General features: G+C 69.8%; 13 protein-coding genes. 10 read left to right on the forward strand and 3 right to left on the reverse strand.

Features of this window, described 5'->3' with window-relative positions:
• The first annotated feature begins 106 nt into the window (after positions 1–106).
• From metG (ACZ7D7_RS20345) to ACZ7D7_RS20360, 4 genes are all read left to right on the forward strand, one after another.
• On the forward strand, positions 107–1723 hold the full coding sequence (gene metG, locus ACZ7D7_RS20345) for a methionine--tRNA ligase (protein WP_470825923.1): 1617 nt from the start codon (positions 107–109) through the stop codon (positions 1721–1723).
• Between the two features lie 148 nt (positions 1724–1871).
• On the forward strand, positions 1872–2774 hold the full coding sequence (locus ACZ7D7_RS20350; protein ID WP_470825924.1) for an RpnC/YadD family protein: 903 nt from the start codon (positions 1872–1874) through the stop codon (positions 2772–2774).
• A gap of 154 nt (positions 2775–2928) precedes the next feature.
• Entirely contained in the window at positions 2929–4650 is a 1722-nt protein-coding gene (gene metG / locus ACZ7D7_RS20355) for a methionine--tRNA ligase (RefSeq protein ID WP_470825925.1), read from the forward strand.
• 44 nt (positions 4651–4694) lie between these two features.
• Complete coding sequence (locus tag ACZ7D7_RS20360; protein ID WP_470825926.1) at positions 4695–5432, forward strand: nucleotidyl transferase AbiEii/AbiGii toxin family protein; 738 nt, start codon at positions 4695–4697, stop codon at positions 5430–5432.
• Between the two features lie 8 nt (positions 5433–5440).
• Here the strand turns inward: ACZ7D7_RS20360 and ACZ7D7_RS20365 are convergent, their stop codons facing one another.
• Positions 5441–5653: a DUF397 domain-containing protein gene (locus ACZ7D7_RS20365; protein WP_470825927.1), complete on the reverse strand. Its 213-nt coding sequence runs from the start codon at positions 5651–5653 to the stop codon at positions 5441–5443.
• Between the two features lie 14 nt (positions 5654–5667).
• Positions 5668–6525, reverse strand: coding sequence for a helix-turn-helix domain-containing protein (locus ACZ7D7_RS20370; RefSeq protein ID WP_470825929.1), 858 nt, complete (start codon positions 6523–6525; stop codon positions 5668–5670).
• 583 nt (positions 6526–7108) lie between these two features.
• Here ACZ7D7_RS20370 and ACZ7D7_RS20375 point away from each other — a divergent pair.
• The 5 genes from ACZ7D7_RS20375 (at position 7109) to ACZ7D7_RS20395 (ending at position 12799) form a co-directional block, all read left to right on the forward strand.
• On the forward strand, positions 7109–7693 hold the full coding sequence (locus tag ACZ7D7_RS20375) for a DUF6932 family protein (protein WP_470825930.1): 585 nt from the start codon (positions 7109–7111) through the stop codon (positions 7691–7693).
• Entirely contained in the window at positions 7690–8622 is a 933-nt protein-coding gene (locus ACZ7D7_RS20380) for a hypothetical protein (RefSeq protein WP_470825932.1), read from the forward strand. Before ACZ7D7_RS20375 ends, ACZ7D7_RS20380 begins: the two co-directional genes overlap by 4 nt.
• 181 nt (positions 8623–8803) lie before the next feature.
• The gene (locus tag ACZ7D7_RS20385; RefSeq protein WP_217140449.1) at positions 8804–9169 is read left to right on the forward strand and encodes a PH domain-containing protein; all 366 of its coding nucleotides are present in this window, start codon (positions 8804–8806) and stop codon (positions 9167–9169) included.
• A 74-nt stretch (positions 9170–9243) separates the two neighbouring features.
• Positions 9244–12378 carry an FG-GAP repeat domain-containing protein gene (locus ACZ7D7_RS20390; RefSeq protein WP_470825933.1) on the forward strand — a complete coding sequence of 1045 codons (3135 nt, stop codon included), beginning with the start codon at positions 9244–9246 and terminating at the stop codon, positions 12376–12378.
• Between the two features lie 88 nt (positions 12379–12466).
• A complete protein-coding gene (locus ACZ7D7_RS20395) occupies positions 12467–12799 on the forward strand; it encodes a hypothetical protein (RefSeq protein ID WP_470825934.1) in 333 nt (110 codons plus the stop codon).
• 87 nt (positions 12800–12886) lie between these two features.
• On the opposite strand, the gene aspS is transcribed toward ACZ7D7_RS20395, so the two are convergent.
• Positions 12887–14650 (reverse strand): aspartate--tRNA ligase, encoded by a 1764-nt coding sequence (gene aspS, locus ACZ7D7_RS20400; protein WP_470825935.1) that lies wholly within the window; start codon positions 14648–14650, stop codon positions 12887–12889.
• 163 nt (positions 14651–14813) lie between these two features.
• On the opposite strand from aspS, the gene ACZ7D7_RS20405 reads away from it, so the two are divergent.
• Positions 14814–16976 (forward strand): SpoIIE family protein phosphatase, encoded by a 2163-nt coding sequence (locus ACZ7D7_RS20405; protein WP_470825936.1) that lies wholly within the window; start codon positions 14814–14816, stop codon positions 16974–16976.
• Positions 16977–17025 lie beyond the last annotated feature (49 nt).

Genomic DNA, 17025 nt, shown 5'->3' on the forward strand with positions numbered 1-17025 from the left:
CCCGTTCCCGTCGTCTCCCGTCGCCCCGCCCCCGTCCCGTCCCGCCCCGTTCCGCCACCCGAAACGCATGTGAGCCGGTCCCCGCACCGCCAGTAGGATTTCGACCATGGCGGCCACTGGATCCGAGAAGCAGGGTGGGAACGCGTTCTACGTCTCCACCCCCATCTATTACGTCAACGACGCTCCTCACCTGGGCCACGCCTACACGACCGTCGCAGGGGACGTGCTCACACGCTGGCACCGTCAGCGAGGCGAGAAGGTGTGGTATCTCACCGGCACGGACGAGCACGGTCAGAAGATCATGCGCACCGCCGATGCGAACGGAGTGACCCCGCAGGCTTGGTGCGACAAGCTCGTCGAGGAGGCGTGGAAGCCCCTCTGGGAGCACCTGGAGATCGCGAACGACGACTTCATCCGCACCACGCAGAAGCGCCACACCGACCGCGTCCAGGAGTTCGTGCAGGACCTGTACGACAAGGGCGAGATCTACAAGGGCGGCTACGAGGGCCCGTACTGCGTGGGCTGCGAGGAGTACAAGCTCCCCGGTGATCTGCTCGACGGCGAGGGCGAGTACGCGGGCCAGAAGGTGTGCCCGATCCACAAGAGGCCGGTGGAGATCCTCAGCGAGGAGAACTACTTCTTCAAGCTCAGCGAATACACCGACCGGCTGCTCGCCCACTACGAGGCGAACCCGGACTTCATCCAGCCCGAGTCCGCGCGCAACGAGGTCGTGAACTTCGTCCGCCAGGGCCTTCAGGACCTGTCCATCTCACGCTCCACGTTCGACTGGGGCGTGCCGGTCCCGTGGGACGACAAGCACGTCATCTACGTGTGGGTCGACGCGCTGCTGAACTACGCGACGGCGGTCGGCTACAACGAGAACCAGGAGAAGTTCGACGCGACCTTCCCGGCGAACGTCCACCTGGTCGGCAAGGACATCCTCCGCTTCCACGCGGTGATCTGGCCCGCGATGCTGATGGCGCAGGGCCTGCCGCTGCCGGGGAAGATCGCGGCCAACGGCTGGCTGATGGTCGGCGGCGAGAAGATGTCGAAGTCGAACCTGACCGGCATCAAGCCGCAGGACCTGACCTCCCACTTCGGCGTCGACGCGTACCGCTGGTACTTCCTGCGCGCGATCGCCTTCGGTCAGGACGGCTCGTTCTCCTGGGAGGACTTCTCCGCCCGCTACACCAGCGAGCTGGCGAACGACTACGGCAATCTCGCGTCCCGTGTCGCCGCGATGGTCGGCAAGTACTTCGGGGGCGAGCTGCCGGCGTCCGAGGCGGACGGCGCCGCGGAGCGGGCTGTCCAGGAGGGCCTGGTGAAGGCGGCCACCGAAGCCGACCGGAAGATCGGTGAGGAACTGGACTTCCAGGGCGGCATCCTGGCGGTCTTCGACTTCATCAAGCAGGTCAACGGCTACATCACCGAGCAGGAGCCCTGGAAGGTCGCCAAGGACGACTCGCCCGAAGGGCGCGCCCGCCTGGCGACGATCCTCTACACGGCAGCGGAGTCGCTGCGCGCCGTGGCGGTTCTGCTGAACCCGGTCATGCCGGACACGTCGGCCAAGCTGTGGGACTCCCTCGGAGCGGAACCCGCCCTGGGCGCCCTGGCAGACCAGACGGTGCAGGAGGCCGCGCGCTGGGGCCGACTCCCCGCAGGCGCGACGATCACCAAGGGCGCGGTCCTCTTCCCCCGCCTCGAGGAGAAGCCGGCTGTCTGACGTCCGCGTTCCCTCCGTCCATGGGCCGCTCGCGAACGCGGGCGGCCCATGGCGTGCCACCACGGGATGAACGTTCACTCGCCACTCGAACGAGTGAGCGCGCCGCAAACTCGCCCCGCGCAGTCCTGTGACCAGCCACGTTTGCCACATGGTCACCTCCACGCACGAGGCATCCCACCGTCTCTTCCAGGACCACCCGGAAGCCCTCACACCCGTCTTCGAGGCACTGGGACTGCCGCCGCCCGCGAAGCCGGACTTTCACGAGCTCTCTCCCGATGTCACCGAGATCCGGCCGGTCGAACGCCGGGCAGACACAGTGCTCAAATTCGAGCCCGAGATGGGCGAGAGCTTCGTCCTGGCGGTCGAGTCCCAGACGAAGAAGGACCCGGACAAGGCCAAGAGCTGGTCGTATTACGTCGCCTATCTGCGCGCCAAGTACGACATGCCCGTGCTGCTCGTAGTCGTCTGCCGGGACCGGTCCACGGCCACCTGGGCAGCAGGCCCCTTCGACTGCACCGTGGGCCCCTGGTCCACCCAGGTCACCCGCCCGTTCGTCCTGGGACCGCAGACCGTCCCGGAAGTCACCGACGAGACCGTCGTCGCCCAGCAGCCGGCTCTGGCGGCACTCTCCGCGCTTGTCCACAGCGACAGCCCGAGGGCTGCCGCCATACTGGAAACCGTCGCCCGCGGACTCGTGTCCTTCGAACCGGACATCACCAAGTACTGGTTCGAGGTGGTGGAAGTCGGTCTGGAGTCCACTCCGAACAAGGAAAACTGGAGGAAGCTGATGCAGAACGTCGTCACCCACTTCCCGGGCCACCGCACCCTCTTCGAGGAGAAGTACCTGGAAGGCAAGGAACAGGGTCTGACTGAGGGCGAGGCCAAGGGCCTCCTGCGTGTCCTCGAAGCGCGCGGACTGCCCGTCTCCGACGCCGTGCGCGACCGCATCACCGCGTGCGCCGACATCGACACCCTCAACACCTGGCTCGACCGCTCCGTCACCGTCGAACGCGCCGAAGACCTCTTCGCCGAGCAGGATCCGGCCACCTGACGTTCCCCCGGGCCGCGCCCGTCCACCCGCGGAGGAACCGGCGGACGGGCGGCCCACTCCCGGCGGCTACGATTTCAAGGTTCGTAGACGACCTCGTAGCCGACCCATCACCACGAGATCGTCACCCCGTGCAGCGACTTGGGAGCAGCCCGCGATGGCTCGACACCTCATCACCAGCGCCCTTCCGTACATCAACGGGATCAAGCACCTGGGCAACATGGTGGGGTCCATGCTCCCGGCGGACGTGTACTCCCGCTACCTCCGCCGGCGCGGCCACGAGGTCCTGTACATCTGCGCGACGGACGAGCACGGCACCCCCGCCGAGCTGGCCGCGAAGGAGCGGGGCCTGCCCGTGGACGAGTTCTGCGCGCAGGCGCACGACGCGCAGAAGGCGGTCTACGACGGCTTCGCGCTGGCCTTCGACTACTTCGGCCGCAGCTCCTCCCCGCAGAACGTCGAGATCACCCAGCACTTCGCCCGCAAGCTCAACGAGAACGGCTTCATCGAAGAGCGCGCCATCCGCCAGGTGTACAGCCCGGCCGACGGCCGCTTCCTCCCGGACCGCTACGTCGAGGGCACCTGCCCGCACTGCGGCTACGACAAGGCCCGCGGCGACCAGTGCGAGAACTGCACCCGCGTCCTCGACCCCACGGACCTGATCGACCCGCGTTCGGCGATCTCCGGCTCCACGGACCTGGAGGTGCGGGAGACCAAGCACCTCTTCCTCCTCCAGTCCAAGCTCCAGCACGAGGTCGAGGCGTGGGTCGCCGCCCACGAGCAGGAGTGGCCGCACCTGGCCGCCTCCATCGCCCGCAAGTGGCTGAACGAGGGCCTGCACGACCGCGCGATCACCCGCGACCTGGACTGGGGCGTCCCCGTCCCGGCCGACACCTGGCCCGACCTGGCGGCCGAGGGCAAGGTCTTCTACGTGTGGTTCGACGCGCCGATCGAGTACATCGGCGCGACGAAGGAGTGGGCGGACGCGGCACCCGCCGGCGAGACCCGGGACTGGAAGTCCTGGTGGTACGAGGCCGACGACACCGTCCGCTACACGGAGTTCATGGCGAAGGACAACGTCCCGTTCCACACGGTGATGTTCCCGGCCACCGAACTCGGCGTGCGCGAGCCGTGGAAGAAGGTCGACTACGTCAAGGCCTTCAACTGGCTGACGTACTACGGCGGAAAGTTCTCCACCTCGCAGAAGCGCGGCGTCTTCACCGACCAGGCCCTGGAGATCCTCCCGGCGGACTACTGGCGCTACTTCCTCATCGCCAACGCCCCCGAGTCCGACGACTCCTCCTTCACGTGGGAGCACTTCACCGCCACGGTGAACAAGGACCTGGCCGACACCCTCGGCAACTTCGTCAACCGCGTCCTGTCCTTCTCGAAGAAGCGCTTCGGCGAGGAGGTCCCGGCGGGCGGCGAGCCCGGCGAGGCGGAGACGCGGCTCGGCGAGGAGATCGCCGGGCTCCTCGCGGAGTACGAGGCCCAGATGGAGGCCCTCCAGTTCCGCAAGGCGGCCGCCGCGCTGCGCGCCCTGTGGTCGGCGGGCAACTCCTACCTGGAGGAGAAGGCCCCCTGGCTGGAGATCAAGACCGACAAGGACGCCGCCGCCCTCACCCTGCGGACGGCGATGAACCTCATCCACCTGTACGCGGTGGTGTCGGAGCCGTTCATTCCGTCGTCGTCGGCGGCGATGCGGTCGGCCTTCACCCTGCCGGACGACACGGCGAGCTGGGTGTCCCCGGACGAGGCGCGGGCCCTGACGGCCGTCCCCGCCGGCACGCCCTTCACGGTCCCGCCGGTGCTGTTCGCCAAGCTCACGGACGACGACCTGGCCGAGTACAAGGAGCGCTTCGGCGGCGAGTCGGAGTAGACGCCGCGCCGCCCGGGACGGCGGGGGCAATAATCGGGACCACCATGATCCCCCCGCCGCCCCCGCCCCTCGGGCCCCCCTCCTTCGGACAGCCGCCCTCCGAGCACCCCCCGTCCCGGCTCCCGGCCGACGTCCTCGACGTCGGCACCCGGTTCCCGCTCCTGCTCGCGGGCGACTGCGCGGTCGAGGCGCACGGCATGGCGACGGGACGGCTGACGGACCCCCGGATCGTCGTGGAGACGGCGACGCAGAGCCCGGAACCGATGGACCGCATCGCCGCCGAGATCGGCCAAGGCCTGACGGAACGCGGCTGGCGGGTCCACACCCGGGAAACGGACCCCCTCGCCACCCGCCTCCTGGTCACCGACCCGTCGACGGACACGGAACGAGCGGTCGACGTCGTCAAGGAAACCCTCTGGCGCCCGCCGGCCCCGACCGACCTCGGCCCGGCCCTCTCCCTTGAGGACCTCATCGGCACCAAGGTCCGCGCGGTGGCCGACCGCGGCACGGCCCGCGACCTGTCCGACGTGTACGCGCTCGCGTCCCACTGGAGCTACCCGGACCTGGAGGAACGGGGCCGCCGCCACGCCTGGGACGCCTTCGACCTGGCCGAACTCCAGTCCCGCCTGGAGAGCACGGAACTCCTGGGCGACCGCGACTTCACGGCCCAGAACCTGGCCGACGAAACCCTCGCGACCCTCCGCCACTGGACCCGCGCGTGGGCCACGGACATCGCCGAACGCCTCCTGGAGGAGGAGGCGTTGAAGGGCGAGGACCTCTAGGGACTGGCTCAGCCCTCGCAGGCGTACGCCACGAAGTCGCCCCAGGCCTCCGGCGCGACGGCAAGGCGCGGACCGGCGCCGCGGTACTTGGAGTCACGGACGTGGACGGTGCGGGGGGTGTGGGCGACCTCTATGCAGGAGTTGCCGTCGCCGCTGCTGCTGTAGCTGCTCTTGAACCACGCCAGCGTGGAGCTGTCCCTCGTGGTGGGGTTGCCGCTCATGTTTCTCCAAGCATCTACTCGATGAACGCCCGCGACTCTCGGGGCGTGAGCGCCTGGGCCCGGATCATGCTATAGCGCAGGTCAAGGATGCGGATCTGCCTCGGTTCCCCCACAGGGCGGCCGCTGAACGCCCCCTCGGAACGCCCGACCGCCGTACCGTCCGGGAACCTCAGCACCTCGATGACGCCGCCCGTGCCGAAGTGCTCCTCGACGTCCGTCGGCATCACCTGGATCGACACGTTCCTCAACTCCCCCAGCTCAAGCAGGCGTTCGAGCTGTCGACGCCACACCATTCTGCCCCCGACCGGCCGCCGCAGTGTCGACTCTTCCTGGACGAAGCTGAGCGTCGGCGCGGGTGACCTCTCGAAGATCGAACGGCGAGCCATACGCGCGGCCACCATGCGCTCCGTCTCCTCGTCCGAGTAAGCGGGGAGCCACGAGCCGAACAGCGCCCGCATGTGCTCCTCGGTCTGCAACAGTCCCGCGACGTTGCTGTTCTCGTACACGGCGATCTCGACCGCCCGCGCCTCCATCTGCGCCAAGTCCCGCACCTTCTTCGGGTACCGGACCTTCGCCACGTCCTCCTTCATCGCCGAGAGCAGTCCACACGCCCCCAGCACCTCGTCCGCCTTGTCCAGATACTCCGGCCGGGGAATCCGCCTCCCGCCCTCGATCTTGTAGACGAGATCCTCGCCGTACCCCACGGCCTGGCCGAACTCGCCGGCCCGCATCCCCACGGCCTCCCGCCGCAGCTTCAACTGCCGCCCCACGGTGGCGATGACGGCCACACCCCACTCGTCGTCCGGGTCCACCTCCCATCCCGGCTCGTCAGCCTCGGTCGTCAGCCGCCGAACCTCGCCGTCCACCGACATGCGTGCCCCTCCGTCGAACCGCGTCGTACCAGCCACGCCCTACCCGCACGAGACGCCCCGACAAGCCCGGACACCACCGGACAACGGGCGGACAATCACTGTGCGCGACGGCGCGATCACCGTCACGGTACTCACGTTTCAGCGCTGAAGCCGCCGGAACCTGAGCGCTCGATCTCCGGTCCGACCTGCGGTCCCAATGAACTACCCACGAGGGAGAAAGAACCCCACCAAGCCCCACCCCTCCCTCCCGCGCGGCAAACTCACTCCACCGAGTGAATATGCCAACTGAATATGATTCGAGGGGAGTTGGGTGCCATACGCTCAGCGAGAGACAGCCACCAAACATGCGTCGGCCCTCGCCGGGACTGCCATCCCAGTGCGAGGGCCTGACCACCCAGGAAGCTGGAAACCCACGGCTACCTGGTCGACCCGGGCCGGTGCCGTGATGCAGTGGAGTGGACGGTCAAGTGACGGAAACATCTGACGGCGACGAGAGACGCGCGGCAGGATGAGCCGTGGCTGCAGAACTCCCCGTCACCGCCCGCACGCTCACGGTGTCCATCCGTACCCGACAGGACTTCACGTGCTGCCTACCTTCACCGCGAACGGATTCCTTCCACTGGGCCGCTACTCCGTCTCCTTCGACGAAGCCGAGGCCATGCTGGTCAGCGCGCCGGAGTTCCGGGACTCCGGCACACGCCAGGCGCTGTGGGACGGGCTGCACGGCTACCTGGACCGCTTCTTCACATTGGAGGACGCGCACGCGGACGTCATGAACGGGCGCACGCTCATCCACAGGCTGTGGCTCGGCGGCAGCTTCGTCAGCACGAAGGCCGATCCCGGGAACATCGACGCGACCCTCCTGATCGACGTGCAGGCCGAGCGCGCCGTGCGCGGCAGGCCCGGCTCCAAATGGCTGACCACCGCTTTCCAGAGCCGGGACAACATGCTGCACAAGTTCGGAGTCTCACCGGTCAGGGTCGGGTACCACCCCGTCAGTCATGTCTTCCGGCCGGAGCGCTTCTCCGCCGAGGAGCGGACATACTTCATGGAACGGGGTGTGTGGGACGACTGGTGGCAGCGCTGCCGTCTGCCTGGACAGACGGACCGTTCCCCGTCCCGGGAAAGTGCCGCACCGGCACGTGGATACCTGGAGGTGCGACTGTGAGCACCGGCGACAGCTGGCGCGAGCGCAGGCGTGCGCTGCTCAGGGACGACCCGGCAGCCGCCGAGACCGCCGCGCGCCTCCTTGAGGAAATGGGCACCGAAGAACGGGACGACGAGGAAGTCGAGGCGGAGCACCGGGCCGGGCGCCTCGCGGCGGTACGTGCGTACGAGCCGGACGCCCGCCTCGACGAGGAACTGCGGCTCCGTCTGACCGGGCCGGACACCGAGGGGGGCGCTCTGCGCTTCCAGTGGGGCGACGCTCTGCTGAACCCGGTGGAGACCGCGATCTCCGTCGCTGCGGGCACGCCGATTCAGCTGGAACTCACGGGCATCTCGGCCGGCAGCACCGTGGTCCACGCCCGCCCCGTACCGTCCGTCGTCGTGGCAGAGCCTTCGGCCATGGACGCTCCCACCACATCGGCCGCGAGCACGGGCATGCAGATGCTCACCAGACTGCTCGGCGCGCTCGAGGAGGAACAGGACGTCCGTGAGTGGTCGCGCCTGTTCGACGCCGTGGACACCCTGGCCCGGGCCCTGGGCAAGTACGAGCTCAACCTGGGAATGACCTGGTACAGCGCCGACGGCGGCATGCGCAGGGCTCAACTCACGGAGCGTGGCAGACGTCATGTCGAGCGGCTTCGGGAAACGAGGCCCCGTGACCAGGAGATCATCATCTCGGGCCGCATCACCGAACTCCGGGAAAGCGGCTGGGTGAAGGTCAAGACGGGCACGGCCAGGAATGCCCAGGCCTACGACGTCCACTTCGAGCAGCCGGAGGCACTGCTCCGCATGCGCCCCGGCCTCGGGGACAACGTGCACTTCCGGGTCCGCTTCCGTCAGCGCCTCGATGCGGTGGGAATCGCCCGGTCGACCGAGTACACGTATCTCGGCCCGGCAGCGGAACAGTCCGCCCTGCCGCTTGAATCATGATCAGGGCGGGCCGACCGCCGAGAACTTGCCGCCCGTTGTCCGACCACATGCGCCCCATCTGATTCCGCCCCTGGACGAGACGCCCTTACTGCCGTGTACATTGCGAAGATCACGTGTGTCCGAAAGTGGACGGGGGAGTCCGCGACCGGCGCACGATTCACGCCACGTGGGGGGACCATCCATGGCACTGTTCGGGAACGCGCACAGCATCGACCCGGCCCAGGCGCAGCAGGAGTACGCGCGGCTGCTCGGGCACGGTGAGCAGGTGCACGCCGCCTACCTGCTGATCCGCGACACCATCCTGTTCACCGACCGGCGTCTGATCCTGGTCGACAAGCAGGGCATCACCGGCAAGAAGACCGAGTACCACTCCATCCCGTACCGCAGCATCACGCACTTCGCGGTGGAGACGGCCGGCACGTTCGACCTCGACGCGGAGCTGAAGATCTGGCTGTCCGGTTCGGCCGCGCCGATCCAGAAGACCTTCACCAAGGGCGTCGACATCTACGAGGTCCAGGCGATCCTGACGCAGTTCGTCGCGCGCTGAGCCCGTAGTCACCCCGCCGCAGAAGCAGAAGCAGAAGCAGAAGCAGAAGCAGAAGCAGAGAAGGAAACACGTACGTGGGCAGACACGCCCCGGGACGGGGCGGTCTGGCCGCCGCCGTCTCCTCGCTCGTGGTCGCCGTAGCGGCCGCGTCCACCGTCGTCGTCACGCAGGGCGACGCACCGGCCCGTGCGGCCACCACCGCCGCCATGGCCACAACGGCCACCACCACCGGGATCACGCTCACCGACCCGGCGTCCACCTACCCGCGCACCACCCGGCCGTACGTCGCCGGGCAGACCGGCTATCTGCACCGGCAGCAGGGCGTGCCCGGCATGCTGTGGACGAACTACGCCGACGGCACGACCGTCACGGTGAAGTCCTCCACCGGCGTCTACACACCCGGCACCGGCTGCACCGTCATCGGCTCGGAGTGCCGTACGGCCTGGTACGGCTCGGGCGCCGACCTGGTCGCCCTGCCGCCGGCGAACCCCACCACCTCGGTCACCCTGTGGGACCCGGTGGCGGACACGCGGACGACCGTCGCGACGGAGGACCCGTACAGCTACTACCGGGCGCTCGCCGGGCGGACCGTCGTCACCAGCTACGCGCTCATCGACCACCCCGACGGGCAGCGCCGCGTGCGGCCGATCACCGGTGACTGGGCGAACATCCAGGACAAGGAGATCGTCGCGGCGGACTCCGGCAGCGTGCTGTTCCTGCGCGGCGGCGTCCTGCACCACATCGACATCGCGACGACCGTCAACACCGAGGCGTTCAGCGCGGTCCCCACCACCGCCCGCTTCGTCCTCACCGAGGACCGCTTCGGCTGGTACGACTCCGGCACCGGCAAACTGCACCTGAAGCCGCGCACCGACCCGACCGGCCCGGAACAGGTCACCGCCCTGCCGTACCAGGGCGCCCTGGACGGCGCCCCCGTACTGGCCGGTGACCAGCTCCTGCTGCCCCGCGACGCCCCCACCGGCACGGTCCTCACCGCGCTGTCGATCACCGACGGCACCGCGCGCGAGCTGCTGCCGCAGGCGAGCAAGTACGTGGTCGCCGGCCCGGACGGCGACGCCCTCGCCGTGGGCGGCACCGGCGCCACCGACTGGTGGTTCCAGCGCGTGGCCGGCGGCACGGCCACCGCGGCGAAGGTGCACCGGATCCCGGCGGTGGAGAACCCCAAGAAGGGCATCGCCCTCAGCCGCGGCAGCCTGCGCGTCGCCGAGGACGCCCCGGGCAGCACCATGGACACCACGACGGTGCGCACCCTGACGACCGACGGCGGCGCCGAGCTGACCGCGTCCGCCGCCACGACCGGCGACTCGGTGATGGCCGTGTGCCCCTACGAGGGCAGCGACTGCTCGGCCCTGTGGGGCAACAGCGGCGAGGACCCGGAGGACGTCCACCTCGGCACGTTCTACGGCGGTGACGAGGGCGGCAGCGGCCTCGCGGAGGAGGACCGGCTGGTCGCGATCGGCGACGAGTGGTCCAGCCACACCCTGAACTTCGGCACCGAGGGCGGCCACGTCGTCGACGTGTCCGACGGCTGGGCCGTCTACAACTCGGGCGGCGCCTCGCCGATGCAGTACGTCGGCGAGTTCGGCTACGGCGAGCAGCTCAAGCGCTCGGTGCGGGCCGCCGCCCTGAACGGCTCCACCCTGTGGTCCGCCACGACGACCGCGGGCAGCCTCACCTCGTACAGCCTGACGCAGCGGAAGACCCTCGCCACCGTGACGGTGCCCGGCCTGGCCTGTGTGCCGAGCGAGCTCCAGGCGGCGGGCCGCTGGCTGTACTGGGCGTGCGGCACGACCTCGGCGGGCGTGTACGACACCAAGGCCGGCACGTCCCGGGCGGTGACGCCGGGCGACGTACTGCTCGGCGACGGCTTCACCGTCCGCCACGACCACGCCGGCGCCCGGCTCGTCCTCACGGACGCGGCCACCGGCGCGACCCGCGTCGTCGCGTCCCGGCTGGCCGACTCGGGTCTCGCCGTGGACCGCCGCTACCGGTGGACGGTCGACGAGTACACGGGCCTGGTCGCCTGGTTCGACGAGTACGAGCGCACCCGCGTCGCCACCACGGGCGTCGCCCCGTCGGCGCCGACCGTGTTCCGCTCCGAGACCCCGAGCCTGGTGGAGGCCTCGTCCTCGACGCCCTGGACCGCCGACTGGCAGCTGTCCCGCCCGGCCACCTCGTGGTCGCTCACCTTCACCTCGGAGCAGAGCGGCGCGAGCGGCAAGGCCGGCCGCACCCTGACCGGCGGCGCCACCTGGGGCGCGGTGCACGCGAGTTGGAACGGACGCACGTCGGGCGGGACCCCCTTCCCCAACGGCGAGTTCACCTGGACGCTGAAGGCGACCGGCCTCGGCACCTCGACCGCGTCCACGGCCGCCACCGGCAAGGGGTACGTGCTGCGCGGGTCGGCCGTCCGGCACGACTTCGTCAGCGCCGACGGCCCCGACGGCCGCGGTGACCTGCTCACCCTGAACTCCAGCGGCGGCCTGACGTACCAGCACGGCACGGGCAAGGGCACGTTCAGCGGCAAGACCACCGGCACCGGCTGGGCCACCTCCGTCAAGGCGGTGCCGTTCGGCGACCTGAGCGGCGACCGCTGCAACGACGTCCTGGTCCGGCTGAGCAGCGGCGCCCTGCGCCTCTACAAGCCGGGCTGCAACGCGGCCGTGAAGCCGACGACGTCGTACACGACCCTCGCGAGCAGCGGCTGGACGCAGTACGACCAGCTCACCTCGCCCGGCGACATCAGCGGCGACGGCCGCCCCGACCTGATCACGCGCAACGCGTCGACGGGCGCGGTCTACCTCCACAAGGGCACCAGCACCGGGACCCTTTCCTCCCGCGTCAAGCTGTACGACAGCTGGAAGGGCTACAAGAAGATCGTCGGCGTCGGCGACATCACGGGCGACGGCATCGGCGACCTGCTCGCCCAGGACACCGCCAACACCCTGTACCGCTACAACGGCAAGGGCGACGGCACCTTCGCGGCCCGCGCGAAGGTCTTCTCCGACTGGGGCGGCTCCTACAACGCCGTGGTCGGCGTCGGCGACATCACCGACGACGGCAAGCCCGACCTGGTCTCCCGCGACAGCAGCGGCAACGTCTGGCGCAACAACGGCGACGGCAAGGGCTCCTTCACCTCCCGCACCCGCATCGCCACGGGCTGGTCCGGCTACAAGACCCTGTCCTGACCATCCCACACCCCACAGCCGACGGCGCCCGAAGTCCACAGACTCCGGGCGCCGTCGCGTGGGCCCTGCGGGCGATTACGTTCCGTGCATGGTCAGTTCGGCCCACGAGGCGTCGGGCTACTTCGTCGAGTTCCTGGAAATCGGCCTCGGGGGCACCCCGGCCGGAGACAGGTGGAAGGAAATCATGTCTGTCGTCACGTACTTCCCCGGACGGGGCACGCTGATCGAGAAGGCCTACCTGAAGAGCAAGGCGGAGGCTGTTCTTCAAGTGCTCGAAGCGCGCGGACTGGCCATTTCCGACGGTGTCCGTGAACGGGTCACCGATTGCTCCGACCTCGACTGCCTCAACGGCTGGCTCGGCAGGGCCCTGTCGGTGGCCCGTGCCGAGGATCTCTTCTCCGAGGGCGAGCCGACGGGCTGAGGCGTCGGCGGACGTGAGAACGCGAGGAAGGGCTGGGAACCGGTGGTGGTTTCCAGCCCTTCCGGGGTTCGAGGCCTGCGCCGGTGACTACTTCGGCTGCGGCTTGCGCACCGAGAGGTGCAGTTCCCTCAGCCGCGTCTCGTCCAGCTCCGTCGGCGCGCCCATCATCAGGTCCTGGGCGTTGCCGTTGAGCGGGAAGGCGATCGTCTCGCGGATGTTCGGCTCGTCGGCCAGCAGCATCACGATGCGGTCGACGCCCGGCGCGATGCCGCCGTGCGGCGGGGCGCCGAAGCGGAACGCGCGCAGCATGCCGGCGAACTGCTCCTCGACGGTGTCGCGGTCGTAGCCCGCGATCTCGAAGGCCTTGAGCATGATCTCCGGCTCGTGGTTCCGGATCGCGCCGGAGGACAGCTCGACGCCGTTGCAGACGATGTCGTACTGCCAGCCCAGGATGTCCAGCGGGTCCTGGGTCTCCAGGGCCTCCAGGCCGCCCTGCGGCATCGAGAACGGGTTGTGCGAGAAGTCGATCTTCCCGGTCTCCTCGTCCTTCTCGTACATCGGGAAGTCGACGATCCAGCAGAACCGGAAGACGTTCTCCTCGAAGTGCCCGGCGCGCTTGGCGGCCTCGACGCGCACGGCGCCCATGATCTTGGAGACCTCGTCGAAGTCGCCCGCGCCGAAGAACACCGCGTGGCCGGAGGCCAGCGCGAGGCGCTTGGTCAGCTCGGCGACGTTCTCCTCGGTGAGGAACTTCGCAATCGGGCCGGAGAGCGCCCCGTCCTCGCCGACGCGGACCCAGGCCAGGCCCTTGGCGCCGAGCGAGACGGCGTAGTCGCCGAGCTGGTCGAAGAACTTGCGCGGCTGGTCCTGGACCGCCGGAACCGCCAGCGCGCGCACGTGCTTGCCGGCGAAGGCCTTGAACTCCGAGCCCTCGAAGACGTCGGTGATGTCCACCAGCTCCAGCTGGGCGCGCAGGTCCGGCTTGTCGGAGCCGTACTTGAGCATCGCCTCACGGAACGGGATGCGGGGGAAGGGGGAGGTGACGTGACGGCCACCGCCGAACTCCTCGAACAGCTCCGTCATGAGCTTCTCGATCGGCTGGAAGACGTCCTCCTGCTCGACGAAGCTCATCTCGACGTCGAGCTGGTAGAACTCGCCCGGCGAGCGGTCGGCGCGGGCGTCCTCGTCGCGGAAACAGGGCGCGATCTGGAAGTAGCGGTCGAAGCCGGAGATCATCAGCAGCTGCTTGAACTGCTGCGGCGCCTGGGGGAGGGCGTAGAACTTGCCGGGGTTCAGACGGGAGGGCACGACGAAGTCGCGGGCGCCCTCGGGGGACGTCGCGGACAGGATCGGCGTGGCCATCTCGTTGAAGCCCAGCGCCGTCATCTTGTGACGGATCGCCGAGATGACCGCCGTGCGCAGCATGATGTTCTTGTGCATGCGCTCGCGGCGCAGGTCCAGGAAGCGGTACTCCAGGCGCCGCTCCTCGTTGACCCCGTCCTCGGTGTTGATCGTGAACGGCAGCGGCTGGGCGGCGCCGAGCAGTTCGACCTCGCCGACCTCGACCTCGATCTCACCGGTGGGGAGTTCGGGGTTCACGTTCTCGGCGCCGCGCGAGACGACCTTGCCGTCGACACGGACCGTCGACTCCTTGGTCAGCTTGTCGAGCGCCTCGTACGCGGCCGTGCCGGGACGGGCGACGAGCTGCGTGATGCCGTAGTGGTCGCGCAGATCGATGAAGAGGATGCCGCCCAGGTCGCGCCGATTGTGCAGCCAGCCACTCAGCCGGACGTCGGTGCCGACGTCAGAGGCGCGGAGCTCGCCGCAGGTGTGGGACCTGTACCGATGCATCGTCGTTCATCCAGTCTTCGCGGATCGGGGGCACGTTTCACGTGAAACACCCCCAGCGTACCGGGCACCCCATGATCGCCACCCCACCATTCCCGCCCGGTGAGACCAGGACCGCCCGTCCCAACGGTGGCGTCTTTCGCGCGCATCTTCCTAAAGTGGGGCAATGCGCACTGGTGAGCCCCTGCCCGCCGTGGGCGAGGTCCTCGCCGCCCTGGCCACCGGGGTGTGGCACTGGGACACCGCCACCGGACTGGTCTCGGCCGACGCCGAGGCGGCACGGCTGCTCGGCCTGCCCGCCGAGCCGGTCAGCCTCACCGAGGGCCAGGTGCGCGCCCGGCTGCACCCGGTGGACTGGAACGAGATCATCGGCGTCATCCAGCTCGCGACCGCCGAGGGCACCGTCGCCGAGGTCCGTGTCCGCATCATGGACGAGCACGGCCGGGTCATCCGCGTCGTGCGCAGCCGCTCCAAGCCGTCCTTCGACCGCGTCCGGCGGACCTACGAGGTGATCGGCACCCTCCAGGAGGTCACGGACCCCGCGCCGGGCACCCCGGCCGGCCGGTCCACCGTCACCGGCGACTGGCGCCGCTCACGCGAGGCGTTCCTGCTGGACGCGGGCCGCGCGCTGGCCGAGGCCCGGTCGACGCAGGAGGTGCTGCGGGTCGCGGCGAACCTGTCCATGCCGGGGTTCTCGCCGGACGGCCTCGCCGTGTTCGGCGTCGAGGGCGACAACCTGACCGTCATCGGCCACCACGGGCAGCGCCCCGGCGCCGAGGCCCCGTTCATGGAGATGTCGCTGGACACGGACTACCCGGCCGCCGAGGTGGTCCGCACCGGCCGTGCCGTGTATCTGTCCTCGCCCTCGCAGTACAAGTCCCGTTACCCGCTGACCTGGCCGCTGGCCGAGCGCTTCGGCCGCCGCTCCTGGGCGTTCCTGCCGCTGACGGCGGGCGGGCGGACGATGGGCGCCTGGATGGCGGGCTTCGCCTACCCGGTCGCGTTCACACCCGACGAGCGGTCCGTGCTGACCACGGTGGCCCGCATGCTGGCGCAGGCACTGTCCCGGGCGGGCGCCGCCGACACCGCGCGGGCCCTGACCGACGGACTCCAGCGCTCGATGCTGCCCCGGCTCGGCGCCCAGCGCATACCCGGCATGCACGTCGCCGCCCGCTACGTCCCGACCGGCGGCGGCCTCCAGGTCGGCGGCGACTGGTACGACGTGATCCCGCTGCCCAGCGGACGGTTCGCCCTCGTCATCGGCGACGTGCAGGGACACGACGTGCGGGCGGCCGGCCTGATGGGCCAACTGCGCATAGCCCTCAGGGCGTACGCCTCCGAGGGGCATCGCCCCGACGCCGTCCTGTCCCGCGCCTCCCGCTTCCTGAACGGCATCGCGTACACCGAGGAGGACCCCTCCGACCTGCGCTTCGCGACCTGCCTCTACGTCGAGGTCGACCCAGTGACGTGCGTGCTGGAGGTCGCCCGCGCCGGGCATCACGACCCCGCGATCCGCATGGCCGACGGCACGGTGCTGACCCGGGCCACGTCGGGCGGGCTGCCGCTCGGCATCGACCCGGACGCCGACTACCCGACGACGCGGCTGGTGCTGGAGCCCGACGAGACGCTGCTGATGTGCACCGACGGCCTGATCGAGACCGGCGGCCACGACCTGGAGACCGGCTGGCAGCGACTGCGCTCCATCCTGGAGGACCACGACGGCGACCTGGAGGCGCTCGCCGACTCCCTGGTGCAGGCCGTGCACGGGCCGTCCTCGCACCACACCACCGGCCCGCTGACCGACCGGCGGGAGGACGACATCGCGCTGATGCTGCTGAGCCGCCCGGGGGAGGGCTGCGGCTGCGGCAGTACGGCGACCGTGCCGCACCGGATCCGGCGCACCATGCTGACCGTCGCGCAGGCCGAGCCCGAGCGGATCGCGGCGGGCCGGCAGCAACTGCGCGAGCTGCTGCACGACTGGGCCTCGCCGGAGCAGGTGGACTCCGCCGTCCTGCTGCTGTCCGAGATGCTCACCAACGTCCTCGTGCACACCGACAACGACGCCCTGATGGTGGCCGAGATCTCCGGGGACACGGGCCGTCGGCGGATGCGGATCGAGGTGACCGACGCCAGCGACGACCTGCCGCACCGGCGCCGCCCCGGGGAACTGGCGTCCTCCGGGCGGGGCCTGCTGCTGATCGAGATGCTGGCGCACGGGTGGGGGGTCGAGCCGCGCGGCGAGGGCAAGAGCATCTGGTTCGAGATCCACGAGTCGGACGGCCACCCGCACACCGGTCCGGGTGAGGCCGACGGAGGTCCCGGGGCATGACGCACCCGGGCGGGCCGTCCTGTCGTGGACGGCCCGCCCGGGGAAATCT

Source organism: Streptomyces sp. NPDC037054, assembly GCF_055606745.1.

What these genes read in the sequence shown, in the direction of transcription:
- ACZ7D7_RS20370 (WP_470825929.1), bottom strand. Translation starts at nt 6,525, where the DNA reads ATGTCGGTGGACGGCGAGGTTCGGCGGCTGACGACCGAGGCTGACGAG.
- ACZ7D7_RS20365 (WP_470825927.1), bottom strand. Translation starts at nt 5,653, where the DNA reads ATGAGCGGCAACCCCACCACGAGGGACAGCTCCACGCTGGCGTGGTTC.
- metG (WP_470825923.1), top strand. Translation starts at nt 107, where the DNA reads ATGGCGGCCACTGGATCCGAGAAGCAGGGTGGGAACGCGTTCTACGTC.
- metG (WP_470825925.1), top strand. Translation starts at nt 2,929, where the DNA reads ATGGCTCGACACCTCATCACCAGCGCCCTTCCGTACATCAACGGGATC.
- ACZ7D7_RS20360 (WP_470825926.1), top strand. Translation starts at nt 4,695, where the DNA reads ATGATCCCCCCGCCGCCCCCGCCCCTCGGGCCCCCCTCCTTCGGACAG.
- ACZ7D7_RS20395 (WP_470825934.1), top strand. Translation starts at nt 12,467, where the DNA reads ATGGTCAGTTCGGCCCACGAGGCGTCGGGCTACTTCGTCGAGTTCCTG.
- ACZ7D7_RS20385 (WP_217140449.1), top strand. Translation starts at nt 8,804, where the DNA reads ATGGCACTGTTCGGGAACGCGCACAGCATCGACCCGGCCCAGGCGCAG.
- ACZ7D7_RS20350 (WP_470825924.1), top strand. Translation starts at nt 1,872, where the DNA reads ATGGTCACCTCCACGCACGAGGCATCCCACCGTCTCTTCCAGGACCAC.
- aspS (WP_470825935.1), bottom strand. Translation starts at nt 14,650, where the DNA reads ATGCATCGGTACAGGTCCCACACCTGCGGCGAGCTCCGCGCCTCTGAC.
- ACZ7D7_RS20405 (WP_470825936.1), top strand. Translation starts at nt 14,814, where the DNA reads ATGCGCACTGGTGAGCCCCTGCCCGCCGTGGGCGAGGTCCTCGCCGCC.